Here is a 15,092-nt window from a genome sequence, read left to right as displayed (position 1 = left end):
ATGCGGGCTGAGGGCCGTGTTTTGCATGGACGCTACCTCGGCCCGACCCGAAGCCTGCAGGGATAAGTCGAAGGGACCGCGCAGCGGCGATTTTGCTGGCCGGAGCCCGGGGGTACAGGGGGAGGCGGCGACTGGCCTCCCCCTGTGCGCTCCCTGCGCTATGAAAGGCATAACGCAGAAGAAATATCGGGAGCGCAATCTTCCAGGAAATAACATAGAACAAACGTTATTCCCGGGTCGAAATCGTTGCACGCCGAGAACAGTGTCAACAAAACCGCAGTTCGTACGCCGGGTAAGGCGTAGCCGCCATCCGGCTTTTTACTGTTTCGCGTCCAGGAACTGCACCGCTTTATCCGGGAAATCGGTAAATAAGCCGTCGACGCCCGCCTGGTTATACAGCACGTCATAGAGCTGATTAACGTTAGTCGCGTACTCCGGCAACTGATCCGCGCGCACGGTGTACGGATGCACCTGCAGATGGCTGGCATGCGCCTCTTTCACCATCGCCGTCAGCTTCACCGCCCCCGGCTTCGAGCCTTCCGCTACCAGCATATGGTAATCCGGGCCGATGCCGTCCGCGTACTGCGCAATCTGCGCCATCGCCCCTGGCTTGAACATCCAGTCATAGCTGTAGTTCACCCACTTACCATCGGCCTGTTTCTGCTGGGTTTCATTCCAGTCGGTATAGGCGATGAGCTGCACCAGATTGAGATCCATCCCCATCTTCGGCTCCAGCTCATTTTTAATGCGTTTGAGCTCGTTGGCGTCAAAGCACTGCAGATAAACCTTATCCTGCTTGCTGGTATAGCCATATTCCTTCAGCACCTTCAATGTGCTGGCGGCAATATCTTTGCCTTCCTGGTGGTGGAACCACGGTGCTTTGATTTCCGGGTAGATACCGATGTTTTTGCCGGTTGAATGGTTCAGCCCCTGGACAAACTCAATCTCCTCTTCAAAGGTATGAATACGGAAATCGGATTTGCCCATCGGGAATCGCCCGGGATAGGTTTGCACGTTCTTACCATTTTTCGGCTCAAAACCTTCGGTGAACTTCAGCGACTTAATCTCGTCCAGGGTAAAGTCGATGGCGTAGAAACGGCCATCTTTACGCGCCCGCTGCGGGAAACGCTGCGCAACGTCAGTCACCCGATCGAGATAGTGGTCGTGTAACACCACCAGCCGGTCGTCTTTGGTCATCACCAGGTCTTGCTCAAGGTAATCCGCCCCCTGAGCGTAAGCCATCGCTTTCGCCGGCAGGGTATGTTCCGGCAGATACCCGCTGGCGCCACGGTGGGCGATGACCATTTTATCAGCCGCTGTCGCGCTGAAGCACAGCGCCGAACTGGACAGAATCATTCCGCTCATCAGCGCGGTAAGTTTCATTTTCATCGCCGCTCCTTAGGCTTGTTTCAGCTGTTGGTGATGGCGACGTTCACCGAGCATCACGATAACCAGCAGGATAACCGCCAGCACGCTGCCGCCGATCATCACCATAAAGCCGCCGTCCCAGCCGAAGAAATCGACGGTGTAGCCGACGATAGCGCTCGCGGCCACGGAACCGCCAAGATAGCCGAACAGGCCGGTGAAGCCCGCGGCGGTCCCGGCGGCTTTTTTCGGCGCCAGCTCGAGGGCATGCAGACCAATCAGCATCACCGGGCCGTAGATCAGGAAGCCAATGATGATCATACAGGCCATATCGACGCCCGGATTACCCGGCGGGTTCAGCCAGTAAACGACAGTGGCGATGGTCACCAGGGTCATAAAGAACACGCCGGTGGCGCCGCGGTTGCCTTTAAACACTTTGTCCGACATCCAACCGCACAGCAGCGTGCCCGGGATCCCCGCGTACTCGTACAGGAAATAGGCCCAGGAGGATTTATCCAGCGCGAAGTGTTTAACTTCTTTCAGGTAGGTCGGCGACCAGTCGAGAATGCCGTAGCGCAGCAGATAAACGAAGACGTTAGCGATAGCGATGTACCACAGCAGCTTGTTCGGCAGAATGTACTGCATAAAGATCTGCTTCGCCGTCAGCTCTTCTTCGTGCTTTTCGCTGTAATCGTCCGGGTAGTCGTTTTTATATTCTTCAATCGGCGGCAGACCGCAGGACTGCGGGGTGTCGCGCATCATTGCGAAGGCGAAAATCGCCAGCAGAATGGCGCCGAATGCCGGCATATACAGCGCCGCGTGCCAGTCGTTAAACCACGCCATCCCTAACAGGAACAGCAGCGGCGGAATGCCGCCGCCGACGTTATGCGCGCAGTTCCACACCGAGACAATCCCGCCGCGCTCTTTCTGCGACCACCAGTGCACCATGGTACGACCACACGGCGGCCAGCCCATCCCCTGGAACCAGCCGCAGAGGAACAGCAGCACGAACATTATCATGATGCTGGACGTCGCCCACGGCACGAAGCCCATCACCAGCATCACCAGCGCGGCGAGGATCAAGCCAGCCGGCAGGAAAATGCGCGGATTCGAGCGGTCAGAGACCGATCCCATGATGAATTTCGAAAATCCATAGGCGATGGAGATACCGGAAAGGGCGAAGCCGAGGTCGCCACGAGAGAACCCCTGCTCGATAAGATAAGGCATCGCCAGGGCAAAGTTCTTACGAACCAAATAGTAGGCGGCATAACCAAAAAAGATGCCAATAAAAATCTGCCAGCGTAATCGGCGATATAGCGGGTCAATCTCCGCTGCTGGCAAACGCGCTTTATGCGCGGCGGGTTTAAAAATACTTAACATATCAGCCTCCGTGGCCCTTGCTGTTTTCTACTGACGTCACGACAAAATCCCAGATTAATCACCAACTTCAAATATGGTCGCGATGGTAGGCAATACGTAGAGTTGATACTGTGAAACATCGCACAATTTGTTACAGAAATATGACAAAACGTTCCAATGTGAGCACGAAATCACATAACACGCTCAAATAACGCGCGAATATGCTCGAAATCAAACAATAACCTTACTAATTGTGGCTAAATGGCGTTAAACGAAAGCAGAGGAGCTGAAGATGACGGGACGTCTTGATAGCGAGGTCATTATCATCGGCGGCGGAGCAACCGGCGCCGGTATCGCCCGCGACTGCGCCCGGCGCGGATTACGAACGCTGCTCATTGAGCGCCATGATATCGCCACCGGGGCGACCGGCCGGAATCATGGACTGCTGCACAGCGGCGCCCGCTACGCGGTGACCGACAACGAATCCGCCCGCGAATGCATCAGTGAGAACCGCATCCTGCGCCGCATCGCCCGCCACTGTATTGAACCGACCAATGGGCTGTTTATCACCCTGCCTGAAGATGACCTGGCATGGCAGCAAACCTTTATCGACGCCTGTCAGCAGGCAGGCATAGAGGCCACGCCGCTCTCGCCGCAGGAAGCGCTGCGCCGGGAGCCCGCCGTCAACCCGACGCTGCTGGGCGCGGTGCAGGTCCCGGACGGTACCATCGACCCGTTTCGCCTCACCGCGGCCAATATGCTCGACGCCCGCGAACACGGCGCGCAGATCCTTACCGGCTGCGAAGTAACAGGCCTGCTGCGCCGGGGCGATCGCGTCTGCGGCGTCCAGGTATACGACCGCCAACTTCACCAGGCCCGCACTCTGTACGCCGGGATGGTGGTTAACGCCGCCGGGATCTGGGGGCAGCGTATTGCGGAATATGCCGACCTGCGCATCACCATGTTCCCGGCGAAGGGATCGCTGCTGATCCTCGATCATCGGATTAACAACCTGGTGATCAACCGCTGCCGTAAGCCGGCCGACGCCGATATTCTGGTGCCCGGCGATACCATCTCGCTGATCGGCACTACCTCAATGCATATTCCTTATGACGAAATTGACGACAACCGGGTAACAGCGGCGGAGGTCGATACCCTGCTGCGCGAAGGGGAAAAGCTGGCGCCGGTCATGGGCCGCACCCGGATCCTCCGCGCCTACTCCGGCGTCCGCCCGCTGGTGGCCAGCGATAACGATCCCAGCGGGCGCAGCGTCAGCCGCGGCATCGTCCTGCTCGACCATGCCCAGCGTGACGGTATGGAAGGCTTCATTACCATCACCGGCGGCAAGCTGATGACCTATCGCCTGATGGCCGAGTGGGCCACCGACGCCGTCTGTCGTAAGCTGGGAAACACCACCCCCTGTACCACGGCCGAAGCCCCGCTGCCCGGTTCACAGGAGCCAACGGAAAGTACCCTGCAAAAGATTATCTCCCTCCCCACCCCGCTGCGCGGCTCGGCCGTCTACCGTCACGGCGATCGCACCCCGTCCTGGCTTGGCGACAGCCGCCAGCACCGTAGCCTGGTCTGCGAATGTGAAGCCGTCACTGCCGGTGAAGTGAAATACGCGGTGGAAAACCTGGCGGTCAACACCCTGCTCGACCTGCGCCGCCGCACCCGGATTGGCATGGGGACCTGTCAGGGGGAACTCTGCGCCTGCCGCGCTGCCGGCCTGCTGCAGCGCTTTAACGTCACCACGCCCGCGCAGTCGTTAACCCAGCTCTCGGAATTTCTCAATGAACGCTGGAAGGGCGTGCAGCCCATCGCCTGGGGCGATGCGCTGCGCGAAAGCGAATTCACCCGCTGGGTCTACCTCGGCCTGTGCGGATTGCCACAGGAGCACCGGGATGAAGTTTGATTGCGCGATTATTGGCGGCGGGCTCGCCGGCCTGCTGTGCGGGCTGGCCCTGAATCAGCACGGCCTGCGCAGCGTCATCATCAGCCGCGGGCAGAGCGCGCTGCATTTTTCCTCCGCGTCGTTAGACCTGCTCTCGGCGCTGCCCAACGGCGATCACGTCACTGACGTCGCACAAGGTCTGCAGCAACTCGCTGAACAGCTTCCTGAACACCCTTATTCCCGGCTCGGCGCCGAGGCGGTACTCGAATACGCTACGCAGACCGAAGCCCTGCTGGCCGCCTGCGGCGCGGTGATGCAGGGCGATGCGCGCCGGCCGCACCGGCGGGTAACGCCGCTGGGGACGTTGCGCCCGGCATGGCTGTCGCCCCTTGAGGTGCCTGTCGAGCCCCTGCCGTCGCAGGGCGCCTGTCTGGTGGGGATCAGCGGCTTTGCTGATTTTCAGCCGCATCTCGCCGCCGCCGCGCTCGGTCAACACGGAGTTACCGCCGCGGCGGTGGAAATCGAGTTACCGCTGCTGGATGTGCTGCGTGATAACCCGACCGAGTTTCGCGCCGCCAATATCGCCCGCGTCCTGGATGATGAGAATATGTGGCCGGCCCTGCATGCAGCGCTGCTACCGCTGGCGCAGCAGTATGACCTGCTGATCATGCCCGCCTGTTTTGGCCTCGCCGACGATCGCCTGTACCACTGGCTGCAGGCGCGTCTACCCTGCCCGCTGCGTCTGCTGCCGACGCTGCCGCCCTCGGTTCCCGGGATGCGTTTGCATTCTCAGCTGCAACGCCAGTTCATTCGCGAGGGCGGCGCCTGGCTCGCAGGCGATGAGGTGGTGAAAATCAGCCATCGACAGAACGCCGTCGAGGCGGTCTGGACGCGAAATCACGGCGATATTGCGCTGCGTCCGCGCTTTACCGTGCTGGCCAGCGGCAGCTTTTTCAGCAACGGTCTTGTCGCCACTCGCGATAGCGTGCGCGAGCCGATCCTCGGCCTCGACCTTCACCAGACTCTGCCACGGGAAAGCTGGTACCAGCGCGATTTCTTCGCCTCACAACCGTGGCAGCGCTTCGGCGTGAAAACCGATGCCCTGCTGCTGCGCCCCCTGCTGGGCGGGCAGCCGTTCCATAATCTGTTCGCCATCGGCTCATTGCTCGGCGGGTTCGATGCCATTCAGCTCGGCTGTGGCGGCGGCGTCTGCGCCGTTACCGCGCTGCACGCCGCCAGACAGATCCACGCCCTTGCCGGAGGCCGGCCATGAACGATACCCGTTTTGAAAGCTGCATTAAGTGCACGGTCTGTACCACCACCTGCCCGGTAAGTCGGGTCAATCCGCGCTATCCCGGCCCGAAACAAGCGGGGCCGGACGGCGAACGCCTGCGTCTGAAGGATGGCGCGCTGTACGACGAGGCGCTGAAGTACTGCATTAACTGCAAGCGCTGCGAGGTCGCCTGCCCGTCGGATGTGAAAATTGGCGATATCATTCAACGCGCCCGGGCACAGTACGGCCAGCAAAAGCCGACCCTGCGCGACGCCATCCTCAGCCATACCGACCTGATGGGTACCCTTTCCACCCCCTTTGCCCCCCTGGTCAACGCCGCCACCGGCTTAAAACCGGTGCGCCGTCTGCTCGACGCGACGCTCAACATCGATCACCGGCGTACGCTGCCGAAATATGGTTTCGGCACCTTCCGCCGCGCTTACCGCCAGCTCGCCGCCCGTCAGAAGCAGTACAGCGAACAGGTGGCTTTCTTTCATGGCTGCTACGTCAACTATAACCATCCACAGTTGGGTAAAGATCTGATTCGCGTCGTCAACGCGCTGGGTACCGGGGTGCAGTTGTTATCAAAAGAAAAATGCTGCGGCGTACCGCTGATCGCCAACGGTTTTTTCGACAAGGCGCGTAAGCAGGCGCAGAGCAACGTCGCCGCGATGCGGGAAAACACGCTACCGATCATTGCCACCTCCTCGACCTGCGCCTTTACGCTACGTGATGAATACCCCCATCTCCTCGATGTCGATAACAGCGATCTTCGCGATCGCGTCGAGCTTGCCACCCGCTGGATCTGGAAACAGCTGGCTGCCGGCAGGACGCTACCGCTGCGCCCGCTGCCGCTGAAGGTGGTCTATCACACCCCGTGTCATATGGAAAAGATGGGCTGGTCGCTGTATACCCTCGAGCTGCTGCGGCTGATCCCCGGCCTGCAGCTGGAGGTGCTGGATTCACAGTGCTGCGGCATCGCAGGCACCTACGGGTTTAAAACTGAGAATTACGCGGTATCCCAGGCTATCGGCGCCCCGCTGTTCCGTCAGATTGAGGAGAGCGGGGCCGACCTCGTCGTCACCGACTGCGAGACCTGCAAATGGCAGATTGAGATGTCCACCAGCAAACGCTGCGAGCATCCGCTGACGGTGCTGGCGCAGGCGCTCGTCTGAGCCCAGCGCCAGCCTGTGCCGTCAATAGCTCGTTTTCTCTTGCGGCTGGGCGCTGGCAGATTTAAACATCGCCAGCCGGCGGTCCAGCGCCTGGGTATACAGCATGGTATCCACCCCGACGGCGACAAAGTTGGCCCCCCAGGCAAGACATTTTTCCGCCATCGCCGGGTCGACCGCCAGAAATCCGGCCGCTTTCCCCGCCGCGCGAATGCGCCGGATGCTCTGCTCGATCACCCGCTGCACGTCAGGGTGACCGGCATCGTCCGGGTAGCCCAGCGAGGCGGAGAGATCCGCCGGACCGATGAACACCCCGTCAATGCCGTCCACCTCGAGAATAGCGTCCAGGTTCTCCAGCGCGGTTCGGCTCTCGACCTGAATCAGCAGACAAAGTTCGTCATTTGCCTCCGCCATATAATTCTCCACCCTTCCCCAGCGCGCCGCTCTCGCCACGCCGGCGCCAACGCCGCGGCTCCCGATGGGGGGATAACGGGTCGCTGAGACCACCTCCCGAGCCTGCTCGGCGGTATCGACCATCGGCACCAGCAAGGTTCGGGCGCCAATATCCAGCACCTGTTTTATCAGGCTGCGGTTGCCCTCGACCGGGCGAATGACCGGCTGGCTGGCATAGGGGGCAATCGCCTGCAGCTGATGATAAAGGTCCTGAATAGTGTTCGGGGCATGCTCGCCGTCGATCAGCAGCCAGTCGTATCCCGACGTCGCAGCGATCTCCGCCATGTAGGATGAGGTGGAGCTCAGCCACAGGCCGATTTGCGTCTCACCGCGTAATAATCCCCGTTTGAAGGGGTTAGATAACAGTGCGTTCATAGCGATTCCTTTATTCAATGCTGTACGCTGCCGCGCTGGGGTACCGCGCGGGTAAGGCTCAATGAAAAGATAATGACCACCCCGACAATGGCGACGCCGGCCAGGGTTAACAGTCCGGCGGCGCTGCTGGCGAACAACGTTTCGGCCTGCACGCGCACGATCGGCGCCAGAAAACCACCGATGGCGCCAAACAGGTTAACAAAGCCAATCCCTGCGGCCAGCGCCGTGCCGGACAGCAGCTGCGTCGGCATCGTCCAGAAGACCGGCTGCACGGCGATCACCCCGACCGCCGCCACGCACAGCGCGATGATAGCCAGCACCGGCGCCACCAGTCCGGACACTGCAATCCCGACCGCCGCCGCCAGCAGCGTCAGGGCGGCAATATTGCGTCGCTCGCCGGTGCGATCGGAGTAGCGAGGGATAAGCCAGGTGCCAAACAGCGCCGCCACCCACGGGATGGCCGTCACCACCGAGGCAACGAAGCCGACTTTGGTGCCCAGCAGCGCAGCAACCTGGGTGGGCAGGAAGAAAATCAGACCATAGACCGCCACCTGAATGGTCAGATAAATCAGCGCCAGCTGCCAGACCCGCCCGTTACGCAGCGCATCGGACAGGCGCGAGGCAATCTTTTTCTCCTCCTCGCGCGCCAGCTCGCTTATCAGCGCCTGTTTCTCCGCTGCGCTCAGGAAGCGGGCATGCTGCGGCGAATCGTCCAGCCAGAAGAAGGTGAACGCTCCCGCGGCGACGGCGAGCAGGCCTTCAATGACAAACATCCAGAACCAGCCGGGATGGCCCATAAATCCATGCATCTCCAGCAGCGCACCGGATAAAGGCGATCCCAGCGTCAGGGCCAGCGGCGCGCCCATATAAAACAGCCCCATAATGCTGGCGCGGTTTTGCTGGGGAAACCACTGTGAAGTGAGGTAGATCATTCCGGGAAAGAAGCCCGCCTCCGCCGCGCCCAGCAGGGTACGTACCAGCAGGAATTTCGCTTCCGTATCCGCCCACGCCATCGCCGCCGACAGCACGCCCCACAGCAGCGTGGTGCAGCCGATCCATCGCCTGGCGCCAAATGTGCGCATCAGCAGATTGGCCGGCACCCCGAGGAAGGCATAGACCACAAAGAAGATACCGGCCCCCAGCGCGTAGGCCTCATTGCTGAGTCCGGTATCCAGCTGGTAGGTCTCTTTGGCGAAACCGATATTAGAACGGTCAAGAAACGCCAGCACGTACAGCGCCAGCATAAAGGAGATTAAGCGGGCGCGGTTTTTCTTCACCACGCTCTCCAGCAGAGTGTTGCTCATCATAATATCCTCAGGCGCGTGCCGCCGGGCGGCCCGACGCAATCAGTGTTGATAAGGACGCTTCAGGTTGCAGTCGCGATTGAGCTCGACGCCAAAGCCGGGTTTATCCAGGACCGATTTATGAATGCGCCCTCTCTCCGGCACCGGCTCGCCGAGCAGGATCGGGTCGAACTGCGGGCGCAGCGTGGCGCAGTCCGGACTGGTCATCAGAAACTCACTGAACGGCGTGTTGGTGAAGGTGATCACCGCATGATGTGAGTAAACCGACGAGCCGTGGGGCACTACCAGCTGCCCGCGCGCTTTGGCGATGGCCGCGATCTCCACCAGGGTGGTTAAGCCGCCGCACCAGCCGACGTCGGGCTGCATAATATCGATGCCGGTTTCCGACAGGGTGCGGAAGGACTGCAGCGTGCCGTGGTGCTCGCCGCTGGTCACCATCATCCCGGCAGGCGCCTGGCGCTTCAGCTCGCGATAGCCTTCATACTGCTGCGGCGGCAGGCACTCTTCGATCCACTTGAGGTTATAAGGGGCGCAGGCATGGGCAAGTTTGGTGGCATAGTTAACGTCCTGGCTCATCCAGCAGTCCAGCATTAACCAGAAATCCGGGCCGCATTTTTCGCGCATATCCGCCACCATGGCGACGTCTTTGCGGATCCCGGCGTCGCCATCGTGCGGCCCCCAGTGGGTAGGCATTTTGCCGCCGATAAAGCCCATCTCCTGCGCCAGGTCCGGACGTGCGCCGGTGGCATAGAACTGGATTTCGTCGCGCACCGCCCCACCCAACAGTTTGTAGACCGGCAGGCCAACCACTTTCCCGAACAGGTCCCACAGCGCCAGGTCGACACAGGAGATGGTATTCATCACCAGGCCGCCGGATCCCGCGTAGTAAAGGGTGGCGTTAAGCATCTGGTCATGGATCAGTTTGATATCGCTGACGCATTTGCCTTCGATAAAGCGGTTGAGATGTTTTTCGACGATAAAGCAGCCCATCTCCCCGGCCGTCGACACCGCAAAGCCGGTCTGTCCGTTGTCGGCTTCCACTTCCACAATCAGCGTGCCCAGCACGTTGATGCCAAACGACTGCCGGGACTGCTCATACTGTTTATATTTGCTCATCGGGGTGGCGATATGATCGTCAATCCAGTGGTTAGCCCCCTGGTCATGGTAATCGCCGCCGCCGGCGCCCTGCTCTGCTGTGGCGCCGCCGATGAACCAGGCGCGGACGTGTTTAATTTTCGGTAGGGTCATGATGTTCTCCTTATGATGAGGCGAGTTGTTCGAAGGGGCTTTTCCACCCCAGCAGACGTGAAATATCTTTCGCGCAGGCAATCGCCTTACCAGCCAGGTAATCGCGATTGTCTTCATTGATTTGCAGACGGGTACCCACCACCGAGATGGCGGCGGTCAGGTCGTTATTGGCGTTAAATACCGGGGCAGCCACGCAGCGCACATCCGGATAGTCCTCGCCATTATCAAAGCTCCAGCCCCGGGCGCGGATCCGCCCCAGCTCTTCCCGCAGCTGTTGAGCATCGGTGATGGTCGTTGGCGTGGCCCGCTCCCACTGTAGGTCTTCGATAATCGACGCCTGAACGCTGGCGGGCTGCCAGGCCAGCAAACATTTGCCGATCCCGGAGCGGTAAAGAGACAGGCTCTTACCCTCATGCGAGCGCACGCTGATGGTGGCGGGAGACTCAATTTTCAGAATGTAGTAGGCGTTACCCTGATCGATAATGCCCAAGTGACAAAGCAGGCCGCACTCATCCATCAGCCGGGTGAGGCGCGGCCGCGCCAGCTCGCGCAGGTCCATTTTGCTCAGCGCCTGCCCGGCCAGCTCCACCAGCTTGGTCCACAGGCAGTAGTTATCCTGATTATCCATACTGATGAAGCGCTGCTTTTTCAGCTCGCCCAGCAGCAGATACACCGTGCTTTTCGGGATCCCCAGCTCCGCTATTATCGTCGCCGCGCTGCAGGGGCCGATGCGGCCAATTAAATTGAGGATCTCAATCGCGCGGGTCAGCGCCGGGACTTTCGTTGATTCCAACATACTGGACTCCAATCCTGAATACTGGAATCAGTGTTGCGATTGTCCGGGCGGTAAAGTGTGAGCGACATCGCGGGGCAATCGTTTTCCCGTATACTGGACCGTTCGCAGCAGAAAATTGCGACTTAACGCACAGAATTTTTTCAGAAGAGTACAACAGGTTGGACGACCGGCGCCCCGAGGATACGGTGCGCCGGGGGGAATGACTTACAGCGAGAGGGAATCCACCACGTTAATCCAGCCATGTTCGCTGGCCAGCGGTTGGCCATTCAGCCAGCGACGCAGCATGTTTAACGCCATCATAGCGCAGACTTCCTGGCGTACCGCCAGGCTGTGGCGGGTGGCGCTAAACTTCACCCGCAGTGCGAAGGTGCCGTCCGGGGTGGCCAGGGCCACGTTAAGATGATCGTTTTCCTGACCGCTCACCGCCAGAGCCAGGCCGGCAAAATGGTTTATGCGCCGCTCGGCCGCCCAGCGGGCCGCCTGCGCCAGCGTCTCCTCCTGCGCCGGAACGACTTCGCTGGCCAGCAGCGGCGCGCCGGCGCGGGACAGCTGGAGCGCCAGCAGGCCGCCGGTAAACTGCTCGCTGAGCGTCAGGCTCAGCTGCCGCTCCTGCAGACAGCGGGCGATCTGCGCCGGTAACCCTTCCGTGCCTTCGAAAATCAGGCTGTCGCCAGCCACCTTACGCACCTCCGGCCACAGGGCCAGCATGGCATCGCGCTGGTTGGCCGGTCCGGTTAGCTTGAGTTCAATGATCGGCATCGACGAGCGGTAACCCATCACCACGCCCGGAGGCAGCGTCAGCGGATTAAGACTTTGCGCCAGCTCGCTCTCCGAGCGGCCAAAGGTGGTCATACGCAGGCATACCGGCGGGTCCGGCAGCGTAAAGCGCTGGCGCAGGCGCGGTAAAATTTCCTGCTCGACCATCACCTTAAATTCAGAGGGGACCCCGGGAGTGAAAAACATCAGGCAGCGGTTGAGCTGGATGGCAAAGCCACAGGCCGTACCGACCGGGTTGTTGATCATCTCAGCGCTGGCCGGGATTTCCGCCTGCTTACGGTTGCTTTCCGCCATCGGCCTGCCGCGCTCGGCAAAAAAGCGGGTCATGGTTTCCAGCCACTCCGGATGCAAAATAAGCCCTTCGCCTTTCGCAGTGGCGGCGGCCAGCGCGCTCAGGTCGTCGCTGGTTGGGCCGAGGCCGCCGTTGACGATCAGCACATCCGCCTGTTCGCTGCGTTCGCGCAGAATCGCCACCAGCGCATCGAGATCGTCGCCAACGGTATTGCGGCGCGTTAACGGTAAACCCTGATTAAAAAAGAAATCCGCCAGCCATGCCGCATTGGTATCAACGATTTGACCATGCAACACTTCATCGCCGGTGGACAGCATTTCCACATTCAACATTGCTCACTCCTTGCCTGCCAGGTGAGAAATACTATAACGCAAAGCGGGATGCTGACGAGGAGGAAAATCTGGCGCAGCAAGAAGATGCCGCGCCGGAAGAGATTAGAAGCTGGCGCTGGCACCGATGTATGGGCCGTCGGCGATGGTGTTATCGCGGTTGCCATCTTTGCCCGCCAGGTTCAGGTAACGGTAGCCGGCCTGGATGCTAAGCGGACGCATAATGGTCCAGCTGGCGCCGACGTTGGCTTCCTGGTAGCTATCAATGCCGCTGGAGAGCGAATCCGGAGAGTAGTAATAATCGCCGTACAGGCGGAAGCTGTCGCCGATTTTCCACTGCAGGCCGCCGCCGACCGCGGCCGCATAACCTTCATCGCCCTGTTTCGGATTGGTGTAAATACCTTTACCACCCACGGTCGCGAGGAACGGCCCCAGCGGAATATTGAGTCCCAGGCCTAAACCCGCGGCGTCGCCGTCGTTATCGCTGTGCAGCCAGTTACCCGAAACGGCCAGGCCGGTGGACTCGGTGCCGAAGCCGACGCCAAGGTTGGTGTAATGCTCGCCGGCTTCACCGGTAACGCTAATCGCATGGGCCGCCGAAGAAACCATCATCACGCCCGCCAGCGCCATAAAAATGCTTTTTTTCATTATTTACTCTATCCAGAAAATTAAAATCAAAGAAGTCCCGAAAAAACCTGAAAATTCTACTGCGCACCCATCAGGAATCAATGACCTGGCGAAATGAATTTTCACAAGAGTGTAACCAGTTGCGTATTTTTACGGCATCGAGCGTTGCCAGAACCACGAACAGCCTATTCAACGCCAGTAATATTCATGTTTATTATGATTAACGCTGACACATTGACGAAAACAGAGAGCTGGCGCCGCACGATCGGCGCGGCGCGGGTGGATAAGGGAATAATTAATGCTGCAGCCGGGCCAGACATTCCGGGGCGAGGCCGGTCAGTTTCGCCACCAGCGACAGGTCGAGTCCGTTAGCAAGCATCGCCCGGGCGATACGCTCCGCGGTCTGCTGCTCACCTTGCTCGATACCTTGCTGTAGACCTTGTTCAAGACCTTGCTTTAATCCTTGCTGATGGCCGCGTTGTTCCAGAAACTGGGCAATATTCATTAGCGTCTCCTTATGCGGCCGCCGGGGGACGTTTTGCGCAAGATGGCGCAAAAAAGCAACCGGATCGGCGGCGTTTCCTGCCTGTAATAAATAGTGCAACAGCGTCTTAAGCTGCCTGCGGCTAGTGTATCCCAGCGCCAGGAGCCTGACCAGCTGCTCATGCAGGTCCATCAAATCCCGCTGGCGAATATGCTTCTGCAGCAGCTCCAGCATCGCCACGCGCCGGTGGCGCATGATTTCATCGTCCGGGGTGCTAGTGATATCAATTAAGGGAAAATCTTCACCATAGATCCGCCGCGCGATGTCCGGATCGGCAAAGCCTGCCAGCCAGCACATCGGGTAAGGCCAGGGAGAAACGCGACCATGATAAAACAGCAGCGGGATAACCAGCGGCAGCTGCGTATGCCCTTTATCCAGATGACGCTGCATCGCGGCTATCGCATAGCGCATCAGGCGAAATGCCATATGGCGGTCCGCCGAGCTTTGGTGCTCTATCAACAGATAGATATAGCCCTCCCCCGCCTGCGTTTGCAGCGAGTAAAGGATATCGGAATGACTCGCCCGCAGTTCGTCGTCGATAAAGCTCCCGGACTCCAGCCGCAGCGTGTTCAGGTTACATAACGCGCGCAGCGGTGCGGGAAGGTGAATGTCCAGAAAATCCCTGGCCGTCGCCCGATGCGACAGCAGGTGTTTAAATACAGCATCGTGGGGGGAATTCGTCGCCCGTTCCATGGCGGTGCTCCATACAATCATTTTCGCTTAACGTAGCACTCAACAAGACCTGAACTGTATTTCGCTTGCAGTTTACCGAGGCGGCTCGCAAACTATTTCACCAGCATACCGCCCCATCCCTCTGCAGGAGAAAACCCATGCGCCACAGGACGATTGTTTGCCCGCTGATCGAGAATGAAGGCCATTATCTGCTTTGCAAAATGGCCGCCGACCGCGGGGTTTTTCCGGGGCAATGGGCCTTATCCGGCGGCGGCGTGGAGCCAGGGGAACGTATTGAAGAGGCGCTGCGGCGGGAAATACGCGAAGAGCTCGGCGAAAAACTCATCCTTACCCATATCGCGCCATGGTGCTTTCGCGACGATACCCGCGTCAAAACCTACCCCGACGGGCATCAGGAAACGATCTACATGATCTATCTCATCTTCAACTGCGTGAGCGCCAATCGCGATGTGACGATCAACGAGGAGTTTGACGATTACGCCTGGGTCAAAGCCGAAGATCTCAAAAACTACGATCTTAATGCCGCCACCCGCGTTACTCTCAGCCTGAAAGGGCTACTTTAGTCCAGCATACCGCGTTCAACCCACCCGG

Annotated in this window: 13 protein-coding genes; 4 read left to right on the top strand and 9 right to left on the bottom strand. The window is 59.7% G+C overall.

Features of this window, described 5'->3' with window-relative positions:
• Positions 1-318: 318 nt before the first annotated feature.
• A complete protein-coding gene (gene glpQ, locus KHQ23_RS22700; protein ID WP_009484780.1) occupies positions 319-1,389 on the bottom strand; it encodes a glycerophosphodiester phosphodiesterase in 1,071 nt (356 codons plus the stop codon).
• Between the two features lie 9 nt (positions 1,390-1,398).
• On the bottom strand, positions 1,399-2,745 hold the full coding sequence (glpT, locus tag KHQ23_RS22695) for a glycerol-3-phosphate transporter (protein ID WP_002913019.1): 1,347 nt from the start codon (positions 2,743-2,745) through the stop codon (positions 1,399-1,401).
• Between the two features lie 271 nt (positions 2,746-3,016).
• Between glpT and glpA the strand changes: the two genes are divergently transcribed.
• The 3 genes from glpA to glpC are packed head-to-tail and all read left to right on the top strand — an operon-like array spanning position 3,017 to position 7,066.
• On the top strand, positions 3,017-4,639 hold the full coding sequence (glpA, locus tag KHQ23_RS22690) for an anaerobic glycerol-3-phosphate dehydrogenase subunit A (protein ID WP_002913020.1): 1,623 nt from the start codon (positions 3,017-3,019) through the stop codon (positions 4,637-4,639).
• Positions 4,629-5,891 carry a glycerol-3-phosphate dehydrogenase subunit GlpB gene (glpB, locus tag KHQ23_RS22685; protein ID WP_211776933.1) on the top strand — a complete coding sequence of 421 codons (1,263 nt, stop codon included), beginning with the start codon at positions 4,629-4,631 and terminating at the stop codon, positions 5,889-5,891. Before glpA ends, glpB begins: the two co-directional genes overlap by 11 nt.
• The gene (gene glpC, locus KHQ23_RS22680) at positions 5,888-7,066 is read left to right on the top strand and encodes an anaerobic glycerol-3-phosphate dehydrogenase subunit GlpC (protein ID WP_002913041.1); all 1,179 of its coding nucleotides are present in this window, start codon (positions 5,888-5,890) and stop codon (positions 7,064-7,066) included. Before glpB ends, glpC begins: the two co-directional genes overlap by 4 nt.
• Before the next feature lie 21 nt (positions 7,067-7,087).
• Here glpC and yfaU read toward each other — a convergent pair whose 3' ends face one another.
• The 7 genes from yfaU to KHQ23_RS22645 all read right to left on the bottom strand — a co-directional run bounded on the left by yfaU (position 7,088) and on the right by KHQ23_RS22645 (position 14,501).
• A complete protein-coding gene (gene yfaU, locus KHQ23_RS22675; protein ID WP_002913043.1) occupies positions 7,088-7,891 on the bottom strand; it encodes a 2-keto-3-deoxy-L-rhamnonate aldolase in 804 nt (267 codons plus the stop codon).
• Between the two features lie 14 nt (positions 7,892-7,905).
• Positions 7,906-9,195 carry an MFS transporter gene (locus KHQ23_RS22670; protein WP_047693693.1) on the bottom strand — a complete coding sequence of 430 codons (1,290 nt, stop codon included), beginning with the start codon at positions 9,193-9,195 and terminating at the stop codon, positions 7,906-7,908.
• Between the two features lie 42 nt (positions 9,196-9,237).
• A complete protein-coding gene (rhmD, locus tag KHQ23_RS22665; RefSeq protein ID WP_004175029.1) occupies positions 9,238-10,443 on the bottom strand; it encodes an L-rhamnonate dehydratase in 1,206 nt (401 codons plus the stop codon).
• A gap of 10 nt (positions 10,444-10,453) precedes the next feature.
• On the bottom strand, positions 10,454-11,239 hold the full coding sequence (locus KHQ23_RS22660; protein WP_002913046.1) for an IclR family transcriptional regulator: 786 nt from the start codon (positions 11,237-11,239) through the stop codon (positions 10,454-10,456).
• A 204-nt stretch (positions 11,240-11,443) separates the two neighbouring features.
• Positions 11,444-12,640, bottom strand: coding sequence for a nicotinamide mononucleotide deamidase-related protein YfaY (locus tag KHQ23_RS22655; protein WP_032417375.1), 1,197 nt, complete (start codon positions 12,638-12,640; stop codon positions 11,444-11,446).
• A gap of 102 nt (positions 12,641-12,742) precedes the next feature.
• On the bottom strand, positions 12,743-13,285 hold the full coding sequence (locus KHQ23_RS22650; protein ID WP_002913070.1) for a YfaZ family outer membrane protein: 543 nt from the start codon (positions 13,283-13,285) through the stop codon (positions 12,743-12,745).
• Between the two features lie 274 nt (positions 13,286-13,559).
• The gene (locus KHQ23_RS22645; protein WP_004180717.1) at positions 13,560-14,501 is read right to left on the bottom strand and encodes an Rpn family recombination-promoting nuclease/putative transposase; all 942 of its coding nucleotides are present in this window, start codon (positions 14,499-14,501) and stop codon (positions 13,560-13,562) included.
• Positions 14,502-14,638: 137 nt separating this feature from the next.
• On the opposite strand from KHQ23_RS22645, the gene nudI reads away from it, so the two are divergent.
• Complete coding sequence (nudI, locus tag KHQ23_RS22640) at positions 14,639-15,064, top strand: nucleoside triphosphatase NudI (protein ID WP_004175023.1); 426 nt, start codon at positions 14,639-14,641, stop codon at positions 15,062-15,064.
• Positions 15,065-15,092 lie beyond the last annotated feature (28 nt).

The organism is Klebsiella sp. 64, from assembly GCF_018223915.1.
Lineage (GTDB): Bacteria > Pseudomonadota > Gammaproteobacteria > Enterobacterales > Enterobacteriaceae > Klebsiella > Klebsiella pneumoniae.
Note: the sequence above shows the minus strand (reverse complement) of the source record. Positions and strands in the feature narration are given on the sequence as shown.